Source organism: Paenibacillus sp. MB22_1 (assembly GCF_047200555.1).
GTDB classification, from domain to species: Bacteria; Bacillota; Bacilli; order Paenibacillales; family Paenibacillaceae; genus Fontibacillus; species Fontibacillus phoenicis.
The window spans coordinates 2,243,685-2,260,403 of sequence record NZ_JBLADV010000001.1 but is presented as its reverse complement, the minus strand read 5'-3'; the positions used below and the strand labels follow the sequence as shown (position 1 = coordinate 2,260,403).

Below are 16,719 nucleotides of genomic sequence, written 5' to 3'. Positions count from 1 at the left end.
GAGATCCAAGGTCTCCAAGAAAGTGATCCGATCTTCCCTCAGTCCCAGAAAGACCGGTTCCAAGATCTTGCTTAGTTAGGCCGCTGCTAGTGTCGGCATAACGCAATTGAAGTTCAACTTCTTATTGACCTCATCAAGGATGTGATAATCAGAGCACTGCGATTGAAACGGTAAACGGTCTCGCAGCATGGCGAAAGCGACTTTGAGCATCTTATTACCCATTGCAACAAAGATGGCTCGTTCATGTTTTCCTTTTTCCTTCAGACGATCATAGAAAGGCTTAAGGTCCTTATTATGCATGCAGAGACTCTTACCTGCTAGATATACCGCATAACGAAGGTGATCGTTTCCCTGTTTGGAAATCTTGCGGTAGGAGCCTTTGCCGCCACCAGTTTGCTTAACAATGGGGTTTGTGCCAGCTTTCTTAATTAGTTGCTCCTGAAAAAGTCGATTTTCAAAAATAGTTTCGGGTTGCTGGCTGGGTTGTGAGGGGGAACTTTCCCTAATGATCGGTTTCCATGTTAGTTTTGGAGCATTTTTGCCGCTCTTTGCAGGTTGTGGGTCAGAATCCCGAAGCCGACCCAGCATTTTGAGCCGACAAAGCCCCGATACCTGCTGCGGTTCAAACCGTACTTCCGCTTGAGAAGACTAATCTTCGCTTCTCCAGCTGCACGGTAACGCTGCAAGTCTTTGAACCATAATTCGTTTTCGTACTCGGATCGGGCAATGCCTTTTTTGCCCTTTCGCGGCAAGCTAGCTCGCTTCACACCAAGTTCGGTAATGGCCGTTTCGTTCTTCTTGCTTGAGAAACCGCGGTCGGTCGCTACAGCTTGCGGCGCTTTGCCGAATTGCTTGATATGCGCCTGTACAGCGGGAACGAGCAGTTCATCATCCGAGGGGTTCCCCTCGTAGACAGCGTAGCCGGTCACAAAGCCGCTTTCCGTCTCGTCGATTCGCACCTTGTAGCCGAACTCAGTTCCTTTGGCCAGCTTACCTTTCTTAATCGGTCTTGCTTCCGGGTCAAAGAAACTGACGATCCGATCTGCGATGATTCGATTGCCGGAAACGACCTGTTTGGCTTGTTCCAACAACTTGCCGGTTAGCGTGACCGCCTCGGTCAGTTTGGTTTTACTTTGTCGAAGAGCAGCTTTGCCCTTGTCTTGCAGTTTCTCGATAACGGCTTGCGCCTTGTTCACAACGTTCTCGGCTACTTCGATTACGCTCCCAGTGATCCGGTCAACTTCTTCCCAAGATTCACGGGTGCGGCGACGTAGAACTTTCGCGATGGACAGAATCTTTTCCTTGATTTCTGCCGTACGATCTTCAAAGCCTTGAACAGTGTGGGAGGCGACTTTCCGGATTTTCTGAATCGTTCGAGTGATGACTTTTACGCCATCTTGCAACAGCGTAGCGTCTGTCGGGTGATGGATGTCGGATTCCACAACCGTCGTATCCGTGCGCAATTTGCGGGTTTTCAGAACGGCTTTTTCCTCACACTGCTTTACGAGTGCGGCATTGATGTCTTCGACGATCTTGTCGCCGTAGCGTTTGCGGGCATAGATGAGCGTAGACGGGTCGGGCATCGGTTCGTCGATGGCAAACCGGCAGAACATTCGCCATGTGATGCTGTCACCGACTTCCTTCACGAGTGACTCGTAGCCCAAATTGTATTTATGCTTCAGGACCATAAGACGGATGTACTTTTCAATTGCAAGCGTAGGACGGCCGCTTTTCTTGCCTTTCGGGTGCAACTCAGTAAACGGTTGAAGAAAACGGTCGTCGTCCAGTAATTGATCTATGATTGCAAGCTCGACCGGCAACTTTCTAACAGATTCCGGGAGAATGGCATCCCAGATGGTCAATTGCTCGTCTCGAAGTTTCAACATTTTCTTCACCTCTTGGAAGGATTCCCGAGGGCTTCTGTTGAACTCCTATAGCAAAGGAATTCTTCCCTCGGGGTGTGGAACTTTGTTATCTCGTCAATAACAATTTCCATTTGGAGGTGCTGAATTCCTTTTAATTATGCTCAAAACACCCTGACTTTTTCAGGAGCAACTAATTAACTGGTTTGCGTTCGAGTACTGAGATACATCGCCGATTTCAGCATAAAGCTCAGCCGCGGTAGTCACTCCTAAGCCCGGGACGGTAAGAAGCAGTCGTCCGTCTGTCTGAAGGAGAAGGTTCTCGATCTCTTGTTCCAAAACATTAATTTTGGCATCAAATGTTCGTAAGTCACGTAGCTTCATTTTCAGTAACATAAGCTCAGGCCGAAGTTCCTGTAAGTTTCTCGATAACGCTTGTTCAGCGACGTGCAAGAGCTTCTGGATGGTGGTGTTTCGCAATTTGAGATTATGCTGAATCGAGAGCTTCCGTAGCCCGGTCTCCCCTAGTTTCAGGACAGCAGCGGGGTGTGGATAATGCTCCATGAAGAAGAGCGAGGCTTTCCCCCAGAAGTCACTGAATACTTTGATTTTTCGAGCTCTACCGGCTGAATAATCTGCATATCCTTGGTACTCGCGCCAGATGAGGTCCATAAGTGCTCGAATCTCTGTACGCAAGGAAGCACGCTTCCGTGTCTCTGAGCGCCGTGCTCGAGTCAAGACATGGAGCTGACGCTGCACGCCATTCAAAAGCTGGTTTTCAGTGGCTTTGTTGCTTTTGATGGCATGGGCGATGGCCACAAGATCAAGATCATCTGTTTTGCACCAATTCAGTGCGCCGGCGCGTTCCTCGAAGGTGGTATACGGATTCAAGATCTGAACGTGGTACCCTCGTTTCGCCATCTCGCGGACGATGTCTTCATAGTAATGGCCTGTTGCCTCAATACCCAGGAACAAGCGAACAGCCTCTGTGGCTGTAACCGCTTGATTAATCTTCTTGCAAAGCAGCTCCATACCAGAATTATTCGCTGAGAAAAAGAAGGGTTTTTCAATGATGTCGCCGAAATAATTGCATATTAAGGCTTTTTGGTGGAGCTTGGCCGCATCGATCGCAACGATGAGGACTTGCTCCAGGTTAACGCCCCTTAGCTGTTGACTGAACTTAGTTCCCTTACGGCCTTGAATGTGCGAGGATTTCCCCATGCGACTTTAACCTCCTGTGGTTGGTAGGTAAGATTGAAGCTTCCCTGTCAGGTGCTTCTTTCTTCGATAGTCGCTGGGGATTTCCTCTTTATATTTTGATTATATTACACGCCAGAAAGTATAAACTTCGGGGCATTGGCATCCTGATATCGCAAGAAAAACTTCCGCTAAACGCGGTCTGTCTACTTTGAATGTACGTCGATAGACGTTTTTCTTAATATGACATTGCGATGTCTTATTTGCAGGGTATACTTGTCATCAAAAGGAGAGGGTACGCGTGCAAATGAACCGTCTGTTTGAAATGCCTATCTGCTGCTGGAGCGTAAAACGATCACTGCCGCCGAGTTGGCGCAGCGGGAACCGGAATCGGTTGCCCGGATGAGGGCGTTCCTGGAAGCGAATGGATTAACCGAGAATTTCGATGACCTTCGCAAGCATCATGAAATCTATCTGTCGGACCCGCGCAAAACCGCGCCGGAGAAGATGAAAACCGTGCTGCGGCATCCGGTAAGGCGGATCTAAGACTTTGGATCAGTCGGATTTGCCGGGATGAATCACTTTCACTCGGCCTACCTGACCGTCCTGTAGCCGGACCTTAATGCCGTGCGGATGGGTCGCGGAGTTCGTCAGAATGTCCTTGACTATGCCGCGGGTTAGTTTGCCGGTGGGCTGATCTTTTTTTAATACGATGTCCACGGTGAGGCCAGGCCTGATGTTCTTGCGTTCGTTGCCGTTCATTGGGCGGGTCCCTCCTTGACGTGATGGAGTAGCGTTTGGTATAACCACTTTAAGATACCATAATTCACCGCTGACTTGCCAACGGCTGTCCGTTTAGCATATAATAGCAGGTAATTATGACATGAAATGCGTGGATGGAGAAGAGTAAGCAGGAACCGACCAACAGGGAAGGGGCGCCGGAGATTGAGAGCGCCGCTAGGGAAACGGAGCTGCCGAAGTTCGCTCCGGAGCAGTTCCTTGAACTGCCGCTGCGAATCGTTACGCCGCAAGGCGTATGGTTGCAGCCCGGCACATTAGGGGATACCGGTTACGAGCCGTTATTTCGTTGGAGCGAGAGCAATGCGCACCTTGCGAGCCATGTGGCTGGCTGAGGTTTACGCGGTGCTCTAACAAGGGTGGTACCACGGTCTTTTCGTCCCTTACGGGAGAGAAGGCCTTTTTATTTTGCCTTAAGAGGTTATTCAATAAGTCATCTTTTGATCACGAAGCAGGACATGAAGCGGATTCGACGTCGAATCTTGAATTCAGCCGGGCTAAGCGTATGCTTACGATGCATGTTTCCTACGGAAACATTTCAGGTGCTCACGTACCCCAAACGTATGCTCCGCTTTTCAGTCCCTAGCTTCATCCAACCTTCTCGGTGCTGAAAACCTGACTTTTTGAACTGACGCTTGTGACTCGGAACGGTTTTGTAAGAAACCGAATCGAGAAGCAGCGCTCATAACATTTTTAGGAGGAGCTATTCATGAAAGAACGTCTTGAAGCACTAAAAGCGGAGGCGCTCAAAGAGCTGGCGGAAACCGTCGATGCCGGGCATTTGAACGACCTTCGGGTCAAATATTTGGGCAAAAAGGGCGCATTAACTGAAATTTTGCGCGGGATGGGGTCCTTAAGCGCCGAGGAGCGTCCGGTGATCGGTCAGATCGGCAACGAGGTCAGAGCCGCCATCGAAGCGGTGATTGAAGAGAAGCAAGCGGTGTTCCAACGCCAAGAAACCGAAGCGCGGCTGGCCGCTGAGAAAGTGGACGTCACGCTGCCGGGCCGACCGCTGAAGCAGGGGAGCATCCATCCGTTGAACCAGGTGATTCAGGAAATCGAAGAGATTTTCATCGGCATGGGGTACCGGATTGCGGAAGGCCCTGAGGTTGAAACGGACTACCACAACTTCGAGGCGCTGAATCTGCCGAAGGACCATCCGGCCCGTGATATGCAGGATTCCTTCTACCTGACGGAAGATTTGCTCATGCGGACACAAACGTCCCCGGTACAGGTGCGGACGATGGAAGCGATGCAAGGGGAAGTGCCGGTCAAAATTATCTGCCCGGGACGCGTATTCCGCCGGGATGACGACGATGCAACCCACTCGTTCCAGTTCCATCAAATTGAAGGGCTGGTTGTAGGCAAACGCATCCGGATGAGCGACCTGAAAGGCACTTTGCTTGAGTTCACGCGCAAAATGTTCGGACCTAACACGCAAATTCGCCTGCGCCCCAGCTTCTTCCCGTTCACGGAGCCAAGCGTTGAGGTTGACGTAACGTGTATGAAGTGCGGCGGCCATGGCTGCCGGGTGTGCAAACAGTCCGGCTGGCTGGAAATTCTGGGCAGCGGGATGGTGCATCCGCGCGTGCTGGAGATGAGCGGCTACGATCCGGAGCAATACAGCGGCTTCGCATTTGGGATGGGTGTAGAACGGATCGCGATGCTGAAGTACGGCGTTGATGATATCCGCTACTTCTTCAACAACGATCTGCGTTTCCTGCAGCAGTTTGCCAGAGTTTAATTTCACGTAAAGAGGGAAGGGAACTGACAATGAAAGTATCAACCGAATGGTTGTCTGACTATATTTCGCTGGATGGGGTAAATGTTGAAGAGCTGGCGGAGCAAATCACCCGGTCCGGGATTGAAATCGATTCGATCGAAAACCGCAATCAAGGCGTTTCGAACGTTGTGGTTGGTTTTGTCAAAAGCAAAGAAAAGCATCCTGACGCTGACAAGCTGAACATTTGCGTCGTTGACGCGGGGCAGGGAGAGGATCTGCAAATCGTATGCGGCGCGAAAAACGTGGCGGCCGGCCAGAAGGTACCGGTTGCGCTCGTAGGCGCCAAGCTGCCGGGCGGGCTGGAGATCAAGAAAGCCAAGCTGCGCGGCGTCTTGTCGCAAGGGATGATCTGTTCGGCCAAAGAGCTTGGCCTCAACGACAAGCTGCTGCCGAAGGAACAGCAGGAAGGCATTCTCGTATTGCCTGAAGAAGTGGAGATCGGCACACCGATTACCCAACTGCTGGGGCTGGACGACAAGGTGCTGGACTTCGACCTGACGCCTAACCGGTCGGATTGCCTGAGCATGATCGGGGCTGCTTATGAGGTAGGCGCGATTTTGAACCGCGAAGTAAAGCTGCCGCAGCCTGAGCTTGCCTCCTCTGGCGTACTGGCCAAGGAACGGATTCAGGTTAAGATCGACGCACCTGAGCTGTGCAGCCGGTATGCGGTACGTTACATCGCCGATGTCAAGGTCGGCCCATCGCCGTTGTGGATGCAAAACCGGCTGATGGCAGCGGGGATTCGCCCGATCAGCAATATCGTCGACATCACCAACTACGTGATGCTGGAGTACGGGCAGCCGTTGCATGCGTTTGATGCTGACAAGATCGCCGGCGGCATGCTGGGCGTGCGCCAAGCCAAAGCTGGCGAGAAGCTGGTGACGCTGGACGGTCAGGAGCGTGAGCTGGAAGCCGGCGCACTATTGATCGTGGACGGTGAAGATCGTCCGGTGGCTTTGGCGGGCGTCATGGGCGGACTCGATACAGAAGTGACCGATCAAACGGTGAACATTGTGCTGGAGTCGGCGAAATTTGCCGGCGCCAGCGTCCGCCGCACGTCACGGACGCTGGGGCTTCGCTCGGAGGCTTCGCAGCGGTTCGAGAAAGAGGTGGATCCGGCTTCCGTCATCCCGGCGCTGAATCGCGCGGCCTCGCTGATGGCAGCCTATGCTGGCGGCCAAGTGGCTGAAGGGATCGTGGAGATCGTTCATCAAGAGCCGGAAGAGAAAGTGATCGCCCTGTCGCTTCAGAAGCTGAACGAATACCTGGGCACGAACATTTCCTCGCTGGAGGCGAAAACGATTCTGGGACGTCTCCGCTTCGAATGTGCCGGCTCGGAGGAGGTCATCGAAGTTCGCGTGCCGACGCGCCGCGGCGACATTACGCGCGACGTGGATTTGATCGAAGAGGTGGCGCGGCTCTACGGTTACGACAACATCGAGGCAACGATGATCGAAGGGGTAACGACAGTCGGCGGCTATACGAAACCGCAGGCGCTGCGCCGCACGATCCGCCAACTGCTCACTCATGGCGGCTGGCAGGAAGTGATGGGTTACTCCTTCATCCGGGAAGGGGCAAGCGCGAAGTTCCCGCAGCTGGGGGAAGGGGATCGGGAGATCCGCCTGGCCATGCCGATGAGCGAGGACCGCAGCGTGCTGCGCGGCAGCCTGCTGCCGGGAATGATCGACATCGCCGTTTACAACCGCAATCGCAAGCAGGACAATCTGGCATTGTTTGAAATCGGCAGCGTCTTCCGCACCAAGGAGGAGAAGCTGACCAAGCAGCCAAGCGAGCTGCCGGTGCTGTCCTTGCTGCTGGCCGGCGAACGGGCAGAAAAACGCTGGAACGCTCCGGCGGAGAAGGTGGATTTCTTTGATCTCAAAGGTGCGTTGGAGAGCCTGTTCGAATACTTGGGGGTTGCTGAACGGATGACGTATGAAGCGGATGGGCCGCAAGGCTTCCATCCTGGACGTTCGGCTTCCATCTTCCTGAACGGCACGTCCGGCAAGGAACGGATCGGTACGCTGGGTCAGCTTCATCCGGAGCTGCAGCGGGAGCTGGATCTGGATGATACGTATGTTGCCGAGCTGCTGCTTGAACCGCTGTACCGCTATGCGGGCGAAGCTTACGTTTACCAAGAGCTGCCGCGTTATCCGGCGATGCAGCGCGATATCGCTGTTGTCGTGAACTCCGATGTGGAAGCGGGCGCGTTAATCGGCGTGATCCGTGAAAAGGCCGGCGAGCTGCTGGAATCGGTGGAGGTATTCGACGTATTTACGGGTGCCAAGCTAGGCGAAGGCAAGAAGAGCGTAGCTTTATCGCTGGTATATCGCCATATGGAACGGACTCTGACGGACGAGGAAGTTGCCGCAGTACACGACCGGGTGGTCGAAGGGCTGTCGCAAACTTTTGCGGCGGAGCTTAGAAAATAGCAGGAATTGGACGAAGTCACATCGAATCATTTGTAGAACGACCGATTCGATGTGACTTTCGTGCAATTATCCGCATCTAAGAGACGACTTACAGGACCGAAGGAGGCACATAACGTTGAGTAACCAAGGCCGAATTAGCGTAAACGTAGAAATTTACGGAACTTCTTATAAAATCGTTGGAAGCAGCGCGGAATATATGAAGCAAGTCGCGCGCCGGGTGGATGAGCATATGCGCAGCATCGCCCAGGCCTATCCCCATCTGGACACGCCGCGGCTGGCTGTGTTGGCAGCCGTGCGCATGGCGGAGGAAGCGATCCGGGTAGATCAGCTGCAGAACGAACTGCAGAATGCCAAGCAGGAGAAAACGGTCCTGCTTCAGGAGAACTCAGTGCTGCAGGATTTACATGCCAAGCAGGAGAGCATGTATAAGGCGCTGCAGGAGGAACAGCAGCAGCTGAAGAACGAGAAGCGTCAGCTTGCCGGGCAAGCGGAGAAGCTGGAAGCCTCCCTGCTGGGGCAGGAGGAGGAGGCGCGTAAGCTTCGCAGCCGGGTACAAGAGCTGGAGCGGCAGCTGGCTGAGCAGCGCGGCAGCAACTCGCAGCTGCAATCCAAGCTGCGCCAAGCCGAACAGCAGACGGCGCGGGAGAAAGAGGAGGCCGCAAAGCTGCAGAAGCAGGTGAGCGAGCTGCAGCGGCGGGAGCAAGAAGCCAAAGCGGCCGAGCAACGGGCACAGCAGCATAGCGGGAAGCTGCAGGAGCAGACGAAGCAGCTCCAGAGCACGCTTCAAGCCGCGCAGGCAGAGGCCAAGCAGCTGCAACAGCAACTGCAGGAACGCAAGCAGCGGGAGGACAAGCTGCGAGCCGAAGTATCAGCGGCGCAGCAAAGCGAGAAGTCGTGGCAGAAGCTGGCTGAGAAGCGCAGCGAGGAAATCAGTCGCCTAGAGATCAGCTTGCTCGAGGCTTCGGACAAGAGTGAACAGCTGAGCGAGCAGCTGGCCGCCGAAGTGAGCCGGTTGGAGCAAGCAAATAACGAGCTGCAAGCCGAGCGGGACAAGGCGTCGGCCCTGGCTGCCGAGCTGGATTCTCTTCGCTCCCGGTTGGAGCAGGCAGCCGAGGAACGGGAGCAAGCACTTCTGGCGGCGCAGGCGGCCGGAGAAGAGAAGCGGCAGCTGGAGCAAGAGCGGGACGAGTTGGCTCTGCGGTTGCAGGAGCTTGAGGACAGCCGCAAGTTGGCAGCAGAGTTGGAAGCCGAGCTGGCGAGCTACCGTGAGGCTGCGGAGCAACGGGAGCAGGAGTGGCGCAAGCAATGGGCTTCGGCAGAACGCGAGCTGAGCTCTTGGCGTGAGAAGGAAGCTGAGCTGCAGCGGCAACTGGAGGAATGGCAGCAGGAAAGCGCAGCTGGCAGCGAACGGGTCATCACCATGGCCAGCGACTTCGAGGCCTTGGAGGAAGAGAAGCGCAAGCTGGCGGAGCAGCTGCAGGAGGTTACGGACAGTTACGAGGTTATTTCCCATCAGTTCCGGCTGTTGCAGCTGGAGCGGGAGAAGGAGCAGGAGCGGCAGGCTGCGCGGGATGAAGAGTACCAGCGGCTGAAAGATGACTACGCCAAGCTTCAATCGGAATTTAACGAATGGATTGAATTGCTGGAGCAGGATCAAGGTTAGTGGCGAGAGGATCGCTTGATAAAATAAGAGCAAGAGCCCGCGGCGGTGCGCTGCGGGCTCTTGCTGCATGGGATGACACGTTTATTCAACGATAATTTTGGAGATCATGGCGCTGTGGCCGGAGCCGCACATAACCGAGCACGCCATTTCGAACTCGCCGGCTTCCGTTGGCACGATCACCGCGGAGTCGTTCTTGCGGTCCAATTGCAGTTTCAGACCGGGCACAAGAATGCCGTGATTACCAGAGGCGTTCTTGAAAACGATTTTGACTGGAACGTCTTTCTTCAAATGGTACTCGGCTTGATCGAATTGATAGTTGCTGGCTTCGATCACCAGCTCGGCTTCCGGTTGGATATTACTCCCGGCGTTGCCGTTGGTTTCAGCCGCTTTGCTGCCGCTGCAAGCGGTAACAAACAACAATAGCACAGATGTTGCGACGATGGCTATGCTTTTCTTCACAATAATCCCTCACGATACAGTAGATTTGTGACAATTTTAAGAATATCATACCGTATTTTGCAGAGGGTGGATGGCTCAAGGTTTGAAGAATTGTTGAACTTCTTTCCCCATAAGTCAAGAGGCCGTTCCTTCCGCAGTGAACGGATCACTTGCGGAGGAAGGCCTCTTAGCCCTGACACAGCCATTAACGATCGTTTTTGTCTTTGGCAGCGTCAAAGGGAGTTGCGACAGGGATGAACAGGTCGATAATCCCGATGACCAATGCTGCAAGTAATGCACCGATCACAGAGACGGAAACGCCGGAAATGATGAACTGGGCAAGCCAGATCACGAGCGCGCTCGTAAGAAAACCGACGATTCCTCGCCCGAACGGGGTAACCTTCGTTCCGAAAATGCCTTCAATGGCCCAACCCAACAGGGCGATGACCAAGGCGAGCAGCAAGGCGCTGCCGAATCCACCGATGCTGAATTGCGGTACCAGCCACCCCACAACCAGCAGAACTAGGGCGGAGACGATGAATCGCACGACGTGTCCCAGAAAATGCATGTTACATAGCCTCCTTTTGAGAGTAAGTACGTTTGGCTATACGCATTTATCATGTTCCGCAAATCGCATTCTTATGTGTGTAAGGGGGCAAATGGCGAAAAATGAACGGTTTCGTTATAATGGGATCATAGCCCGAGGGGAGTTGTGAACGTACTTGGACGAGAAAATTTTGAAAACCATGGAATATCAAAAAATTATAGATCAGCTGTCCTCTTTTTCCCAAACGGCACTTGGAAAAAGAACAGCCGAAGCGCTGCGGCCCGTCACCGATCTGGAGGACGTCAAGCGGCTGCTTCAAGCCACCGATGAAGCGTTTAAGGTGGACCGTCTTAAGGGGGCGCCCGGATTCGGCGGAATCGTGGATATCACTCCGGCGGTCAAGCGGGCCCGGATCGGCGGGACGCTGAATCCGCACGAGCTGCTGGGCATTGCAACCACGCTGGAAGGCTCGCGCCGGATTAAACGGTATATTGCCACGATGCACGAAGAACATGAAGTTCCGCTGCTGTATCACTTAAGCGATACCTTAAGCGATCAGAAGCCGTTGGAGGATGCGATCAAACGCTGCATCGACGAAAGCGCGGAGGTGCTCGATTCGGCTAGTCCGGAGCTGGCCACCATCCGCCGCGAGCTGCGGAGCGGGGAGGTGCGGATCCGGGAGAAGCTGGATGCGATGATCCGCTCCGCTTCGGTGTCGAAGATGCTGCAGGATCAGCTGATCACGATCCGCGGCGACCGCTTCGTCATCCCGGTCAAAGCGGAATACCGCGCGCATTTTGGCGGGATCGTACACGATCAGTCCGGATCGGGAGCTACGCTGTTCATTGAGCCGGAATCGATTGTGGCGATGAACAACAAGCTGCGCGAGACGCGGCTGCGTGAGGAACGGGAAATCGAGGTCATTTTGCAGAAGCTGACCGCCCTGGTTGGCGAGCAAGCCGAGCTGTTGCTGTACGACGGGGATGTGCTCGGCCAGCTGGATTTCATCTTCGCCAAAGCCCGGTTGGCTCGCGAATTAAAGGGGACGCTGCCGCGGATGAACGACCGCGGGTTCATCAAGCTGAAGAAGGGGCGCCATCCGTTGATTCCGGCTGACCAGGTCGTGCCGATCGATGTGGAGCTGGGGAACCAGTACACGACGATCATTGTCACCGGTCCGAACACCGGGGGGAAAACCGTCACGCTGAAGACGATTGGTCTGCTTAGCTTGATGGCGATGTCCGGGTTGTTCGTGCCGGCGGAAGACGGCAGCCAGCTTTGCGTATTTGATGCCATCTACGCCGATATCGGGGACGAACAGAGCATCGAGCAGAGCTTAAGTACCTTCTCCAGCCATATGACGAACATTATCTCGATTTTGCGCCAGATGACGCCGAAGAGCCTGGTATTGCTGGATGAGCTGGGTGCGGGAACCGACCCGGCGGAAGGCTCGGCGCTGGCCATTGCGATTTTGGAACATATTCATTCGCTGGGCTGCCGGATGGTGGCGACCACTCACTTCAGCGAGCTGAAAGCCTACGCCTACGAACGCAAAGGCGTAATTAACGCCAGCATGGAGTTCGACGTCGCGACGTTAAGCCCGACTTACCGCCTGCTGGTGGGCATTCCGGGCCGAAGCAACGCGTTTGCTATCGCCGAACGGCTGGGGTTGCCGGAGCGAATTCTGGAGTATGCCCGCGGCGAAGTGACTGAAGAGGACATGCGCGTCGAGAACATGATCGCTTCGCTGGAGCAGAACCGCCTTGGGGCGGAGCAGGAGCGGGAAACGGCCGAGCAGCTGCGGCGCGAGATGGAAGAGCTGCGCAGACGCCATGCCGCCGAGCTGGAGAAGCTGGAGCAGCAGCGGGATAAACGCCTGGAGAAGGCGGAGGAAGAAGCGGCAGCGATCATTGCCAAGGCAAGGCAGGAGGCCGAGCGGATTATCAGCGACCTGCGCCGCCTCGCGATGGAGGAAGGCGCGGCCGTGAAGGAGCACAAGCTGATTGCAGCTCGCAAGCAGCTGGATGAAGCCGAGCCGCAGCGCCGCAAGAAGAGTGCAGCGGCCCGCAAGGCGGCCAAACCGCCGCGGCAGATCGAACCGGGCGACGAAGTGATGGTATACAGCTTGAACCAGAAGGGGCACGTCGTTGAGCTCTCCGGCAACAAGGAAGCGATCGTACAGCTCGGCATCATGAAGATGAAGGTGAGCCTGGACGACATGGAGCTGATCGCTGCGCCTCCGGCTAGCAAGCCGGTTCAACGGACGGCTCCCAACGTTAAGCGGACGCGCGATGAGAACGTCCGCACCGAGCTGGATTTGCGCGGAGCGAATTTGGAAGAGGCCTTAATCGAGGTTGACCGTTTCATCGACGAAGCCTACTTAAGCAATTTAGGCCAGATCTACATTATTCACGGGAAAGGGACCGGGATTTTGCGGTCCGGGATCTCGGAGTATCTTCGCAAGCATAAGCATATCAAGAGCTTCCGCCTCGGGAACTACGGGGAAGGCGGAACCGGCGTGACGGTCGCTGAGCTGAAGTAAGAACGAATCGCCTCAAGGTATAAAGGGAGAGGGCGCTATGAAGGAAAGCATTGATCCGATCTTGGAGCAACCGCTGGGGCTGATGATCGGGTATTTTTCCGTGGCGGTGTTAGAATTGATTGTGTTTCTTTCTTGCTTCGAACTGTTTGCAAGATATCGCTGCTGGCAGGAGATCAAGCGCGGCAATATGGCCGCGTCCCTGGCTACCGGCGGAAAAATCTTCGGACTGGCGAACATTATCCGTTATGCGGCGGCACATCCCTCGATTTACGACTTCATGATATGGTCGTCGGTTGGAGCCTTGCTGTTGTTCGCTGCTTATTTGCTGTTTGAATTTTTAACGCCGGTGTTTCGCATCGACGACGAGATTGCAGCGGGGAACACCAGCGTTGGTTTTATCGCAATGGCCGTATCGGTGTCGGTGTCTTTTTTGATCGGCGCTTGTATCGGTTAGGGATTTCAGTTGAAGGAGTAGAACGACGTGAAAAACCTGGTCAGGGTGCTATTTATCGCCTCTATTCTGTTTTTGGCCGCGGGCATTATTTATTTGTGGAATGCTTAATTTGGTAACGAAAGGACGTAGTTGGAATGGATACAACGATTTGCCCATGGTGCCAAACGGAGATCGTTTGGGATGAAGAGATAGGGCCTGAGGAGGTATGTCCTCACTGCCAAAATGAACTAAAGGGCTACCGGACGATCAATATAACGCTGGGCTCGGAGGAAGAGTTCGAAGACGAGGAGAACGACCATCCCTTCCATGATCGGAAGCATTCCCATGATGAGGATGATGAGGATGCGGATGATGATCTTTACTGGGATGAGGATGAAGGCGACTCGCATCTCGGAGGCGTCCGCCGGGTCGAGGCGTTTACGGCATCGGGCGGCGATTTGCTGAAGTACGAGACCGGCGTGGAGAAGCTGCTTGACGGGCAAGACGAGGTACCCGAATGCCCGCATTGCCGGGAATATATGGTGTATGCCGGGAAGCAGAAGCTGGTTCCGGAAGGCGGCGAATTTGTTCCTGCCGATGGGGACCGTCCGCTTCTGTCGGGCGATGCTGAGCTGAACGTATACGTCTGCACCGCGTGCTTCCATGTCAGCCGGTTTTTGGGTGAAGACGCCCGGATCGCCATGATTCGCACGATTGCCGGTGAAGAAGACAACAAGTAAAAAAATTTGGCAGTCACTGGCCCTGTCCTTGATGGACAGGGCTTTTTCGCGTTTGGGGGCCTGCGGGTATGCTTGCTAAGGCCTCATGCTTCGGTCATTTTTGGGTATCTTACAGGGGGAACTCGAAGTTTGGCCGGGAGGAGCGAATCTATGAAAAAACAGCTGAACAGCCAATCCATCCTGCTGCTGGCGGTGAACGGTCTGTTCGTGCTTGCCGGCGCCTTGTCGGGCACGTTCCTGAACGTCTACATCTGGAAAGTGAAAGCGGATTTTAACCTGATTGCCTGGTTTACGTTCAGCCAGCAGCTGGCCTTGGGACTTGTCTTTTGGATTGCCGGGAAATGGGTGAAGGAACGCGACAAAATGATCTTTTTGCGGCTCGGCATTATCGTCTCGGGCATCTTCTATTTGCTGGTGCTGTGGACGGGCAAACATACGGTGGACTACATATGGCCGCTTGGTTTGTTGTTCGGAACCGGTTCGGGATTGTTCTGGCTGGCCTTTAATGTCGTGTATTTCGAGGTGACGGATGTCGAGACGCGGGACCGATTTAACGGCTGGGTGGGGATTCTCGGTTCGGTGATCGGGATCTTTGGCCCGTGGATCTCCGGCTGGCTGATCTCCATGAAACACGGCGAGGCCGGATACCGGCTGATTTTTACCATCTCGTTAATCGTGTATGGGGTAGGGATCTTACTCAGCTTCTGGCTGAAAAAAAGAAAAACGGGCGGGCCTTATCACTGGCTGGCTCCCGTGCAAATGCTGAAAAAGGGCAGCCCGTGGCGCCAGGCTGCGCCCGCTTCGGCCGCCCATGGTCTGCGCGAAGGCGTATTTTCGTTCCTGATCAATTTGCTGATCTTTATCAGCACTTCTGCGGAGTGGCGGATTGGGCAGTTTTCACTGATCACGTCCCTTGTCTCCCTAGTCAGCTTCTGGGCGGTAGGGAAGTGGCTGAAAATCCGCGCGCGTTACTACGGGATGTTGGTCGGGGCTTTGCTCATCACTGCGGTGATCATCCCGTTGCTCTGGAAGGTCAATTACGTCACCCTGATGATGATGGGGGTAGGGACGTCCTTGTTTTTGCCGCTTTACCTGATTCCCGTCATCTCTTCAGTGTTCGACCTGATTGGCAATAGTCCGGAAAGCGTGGAGCAGCGGGTGGAGCTGATCGTGCTTCGCGAGCTTAGCATTACGGTGGGGCGCTTGGGCGGAACGCTGTTGTTTATCGTGGTCTATTCCCTCATTCCGCGCATGTCAACGATCACCTGGCTGATGTTCGCCTTGGGGGCAACGCCGGTGCTGAGCTGGCTGGCCCTGCGCCGGCTGTTGAAGCGGGAGGCGGCCAAAGCCGCCTGATGCGTCTAACTCGGCGGAGTTGGCACGGGCTTCGAGGTTCGCGTCAAGTTGGGATGCGGCCCGATAAAGGGAAGGCCGTCCCGGGATTCTCCAAATACGGCCCCCCAGGCGTAACTGATGGACAGGTGCTCCTGTTCCGGAAACCGTTTGTGGATTTCTTCCAACAGGGCGAACATATCGTTCCTGGAGCGGGGCATACTACCGTAAGAAGGATCAGATGAATCAGAAGGATCAGAAGGATCATCCACCAGGAGGGAATGTTGATGTTGTACTCACAAATGCAGCCATTGTCGATGAAAGAACTGGATTATATCGCCGACTCCATCTCCAACGAGGAGATGCTCACGAAGCTTTGCGCAGCGGCAGCCGCCGTCTCGCAAAATTTTGAAATCGAACAGGCGATGCTGGAGCATATCCGTGCCCATGAGCATCATCTGCACCTGTTAACGGATGCGCTGCGTCAGCATCAAATGGCGGCTCCGGCTTCAACCCCAAATTAATTTTGCTTTCGAGGAGGAATATCCCGATGAATCAGACGGACATCCACGAGCTCTTACCCCAGAACGATTTGTTAAAATCGATTTTGGCCGATTTACGCCGTACTGTTCGAGAATATACGACCGCTACGACGGAGTCGTCCTGTCCGGCCATACGGCAGATGTTTACCGAGTTGACGAACAGCACCTTGCGATTGCAGGGAACGCTGTATGAACTGATGAAGCACCAAGGCATTTACTCAGCGCCGGCACCGGCACCGCGCCAATTGTTGGACAAGAAGCTGCAAGACGCAGAGAAAACCCAGCAGGAGCTGCGTCAGTTTACCGAACGGCGAACTTCCCGCTGGACGCCCCATGCCCATCAGGCTAACGTGGAGGAGCATCAACCTAATGTACTTCCGCCGTATTCGATCTAAATGCCTAACCGTCCT

At 54.5% G+C, this 16,719-nt stretch carries 16 protein-coding genes and 1 pseudogene; 11 read left to right on the top strand and 6 right to left on the bottom strand.

Going from position 1 to position 16,719, the window contains the following annotated elements; translation table 11 throughout:
• Nucleotides 1-75 precede the first annotated feature (75 nt).
• The 3 genes from ACL02P_RS10655 to ACL02P_RS10645 all read right to left on the bottom strand — a co-directional run bounded on the left by ACL02P_RS10655 (nucleotide 76) and on the right by ACL02P_RS10645 (nucleotide 3,083).
• Nucleotides 76-588, bottom strand: coding sequence for a transposase (locus ACL02P_RS10655; RefSeq protein ID WP_412837225.1), 513 nt, complete (start codon nucleotides 586-588; stop codon nucleotides 76-78).
• Nucleotides 522-1,886 carry an ISNCY family transposase gene (locus tag ACL02P_RS10650; RefSeq protein ID WP_019007868.1) on the bottom strand — a complete coding sequence of 455 codons (1,365 nt, stop codon included), beginning with the start codon at nucleotides 1,884-1,886 and terminating at the stop codon, nucleotides 522-524. Before ACL02P_RS10650 ends, ACL02P_RS10655 begins: the two co-directional genes overlap by 67 nt.
• A gap of 159 nt (nucleotides 1,887-2,045) precedes the next feature.
• Nucleotides 2,046-3,083 carry an IS110 family transposase gene (locus ACL02P_RS10645; protein WP_412837224.1) on the bottom strand — a complete coding sequence of 346 codons (1,038 nt, stop codon included), beginning with the start codon at nucleotides 3,081-3,083 and terminating at the stop codon, nucleotides 2,046-2,048.
• A gap of 357 nt (nucleotides 3,084-3,440) precedes the next feature.
• On the opposite strand from ACL02P_RS10645, the pseudogene ACL02P_RS10640 reads away from it, so the two are divergent.
• Nucleotides 3,441-3,605: pseudogene (locus ACL02P_RS10640) on the top strand (transcriptional regulator); the annotation flags it as partial.
• A 9-nt stretch (nucleotides 3,606-3,614) separates the two neighbouring features.
• Here the strand turns inward: ACL02P_RS10640 and ACL02P_RS10635 are convergent.
• Nucleotides 3,615-3,821 carry a YwbE family protein gene (locus ACL02P_RS10635; protein WP_260071048.1) on the bottom strand — a complete coding sequence of 69 codons (207 nt, stop codon included), beginning with the start codon at nucleotides 3,819-3,821 and terminating at the stop codon, nucleotides 3,615-3,617.
• Between the two features lie 134 nt (nucleotides 3,822-3,955).
• On the opposite strand from ACL02P_RS10635, the gene ACL02P_RS10630 reads away from it, so the two are divergent.
• The 4 genes from ACL02P_RS10630 to zapA all read left to right on the top strand — a co-directional run bounded on the left by ACL02P_RS10630 (nucleotide 3,956) and on the right by zapA (nucleotide 9,735).
• Entirely contained in the window at nucleotides 3,956-4,192 is a 237-nt protein-coding gene (locus ACL02P_RS10630; protein ID WP_009226702.1) for a hypothetical protein, read from the top strand.
• Nucleotides 4,193-4,566: 374 nt separating this feature from the next.
• Entirely contained in the window at nucleotides 4,567-5,601 is a 1,035-nt protein-coding gene (gene pheS / locus ACL02P_RS10625; protein ID WP_009226701.1) for a phenylalanine--tRNA ligase subunit alpha, read from the top strand.
• A gap of 29 nt (nucleotides 5,602-5,630) precedes the next feature.
• The gene (gene pheT / locus ACL02P_RS10620) at nucleotides 5,631-8,072 is read left to right on the top strand and encodes a phenylalanine--tRNA ligase subunit beta (RefSeq protein ID WP_412837223.1); all 2,442 of its coding nucleotides are present in this window, start codon (nucleotides 5,631-5,633) and stop codon (nucleotides 8,070-8,072) included.
• Between the two features lie 115 nt (nucleotides 8,073-8,187).
• The gene (zapA, locus tag ACL02P_RS10615; RefSeq protein ID WP_412837222.1) at nucleotides 8,188-9,735 is read left to right on the top strand and encodes a cell division protein ZapA; all 1,548 of its coding nucleotides are present in this window, start codon (nucleotides 8,188-8,190) and stop codon (nucleotides 9,733-9,735) included.
• An 81-nt stretch (nucleotides 9,736-9,816) separates the two neighbouring features.
• On the opposite strand, the gene ACL02P_RS10610 is transcribed toward zapA, so the two are convergent.
• Both ACL02P_RS10610 and ACL02P_RS10605 read right to left on the bottom strand, forming a co-directional pair.
• Nucleotides 9,817-10,194, bottom strand: a complete 378-nt coding sequence (locus tag ACL02P_RS10610; protein ID WP_412837221.1) for a cytochrome C oxidase subunit II — start codon at nucleotides 10,192-10,194, stop codon at nucleotides 9,817-9,819.
• A gap of 184 nt (nucleotides 10,195-10,378) precedes the next feature.
• Nucleotides 10,379-10,741, bottom strand: a complete 363-nt coding sequence (locus ACL02P_RS10605; protein WP_016312961.1) for a phage holin family protein — start codon at nucleotides 10,739-10,741, stop codon at nucleotides 10,379-10,381.
• A gap of 154 nt (nucleotides 10,742-10,895) precedes the next feature.
• Here ACL02P_RS10605 and ACL02P_RS10600 point away from each other — a divergent pair, with 154 nt between their 5' ends.
• From ACL02P_RS10600 to ACL02P_RS10575, 6 genes are all read left to right on the top strand, one after another.
• Nucleotides 10,896-13,262 (top strand): endonuclease MutS2, encoded by a 2,367-nt coding sequence (locus ACL02P_RS10600; RefSeq protein WP_009226696.1) that lies wholly within the window; start codon nucleotides 10,896-10,898, stop codon nucleotides 13,260-13,262.
• Nucleotides 13,263-13,299: 37 nt separating this feature from the next.
• A complete protein-coding gene (locus tag ACL02P_RS10595) occupies nucleotides 13,300-13,716 on the top strand; it encodes a DUF350 domain-containing protein (RefSeq protein ID WP_009226695.1) in 417 nt (138 codons plus the stop codon).
• 134 nt (nucleotides 13,717-13,850) lie between these two features.
• Nucleotides 13,851-14,435, top strand: a complete 585-nt coding sequence (locus ACL02P_RS10590) for a hypothetical protein (protein WP_009226694.1) — start codon at nucleotides 13,851-13,853, stop codon at nucleotides 14,433-14,435.
• Between the two features lie 150 nt (nucleotides 14,436-14,585).
• Nucleotides 14,586-15,791: an MFS transporter gene (locus tag ACL02P_RS10585; RefSeq protein ID WP_036646433.1), complete on the top strand. Its 1,206-nt coding sequence runs from the start codon at nucleotides 14,586-14,588 to the stop codon at nucleotides 15,789-15,791.
• A 263-nt stretch (nucleotides 15,792-16,054) separates the two neighbouring features.
• Nucleotides 16,055-16,291, top strand: coding sequence for a hypothetical protein (locus ACL02P_RS10580; RefSeq protein WP_260071053.1), 237 nt, complete (start codon nucleotides 16,055-16,057; stop codon nucleotides 16,289-16,291).
• Nucleotides 16,292-16,317: 26 nt separating this feature from the next.
• Nucleotides 16,318-16,704, top strand: a complete 387-nt coding sequence (locus ACL02P_RS10575) for a spore coat protein (RefSeq protein WP_009226691.1) — start codon at nucleotides 16,318-16,320, stop codon at nucleotides 16,702-16,704.
• Nucleotides 16,705-16,719: the final 15 nt, after the last annotated feature.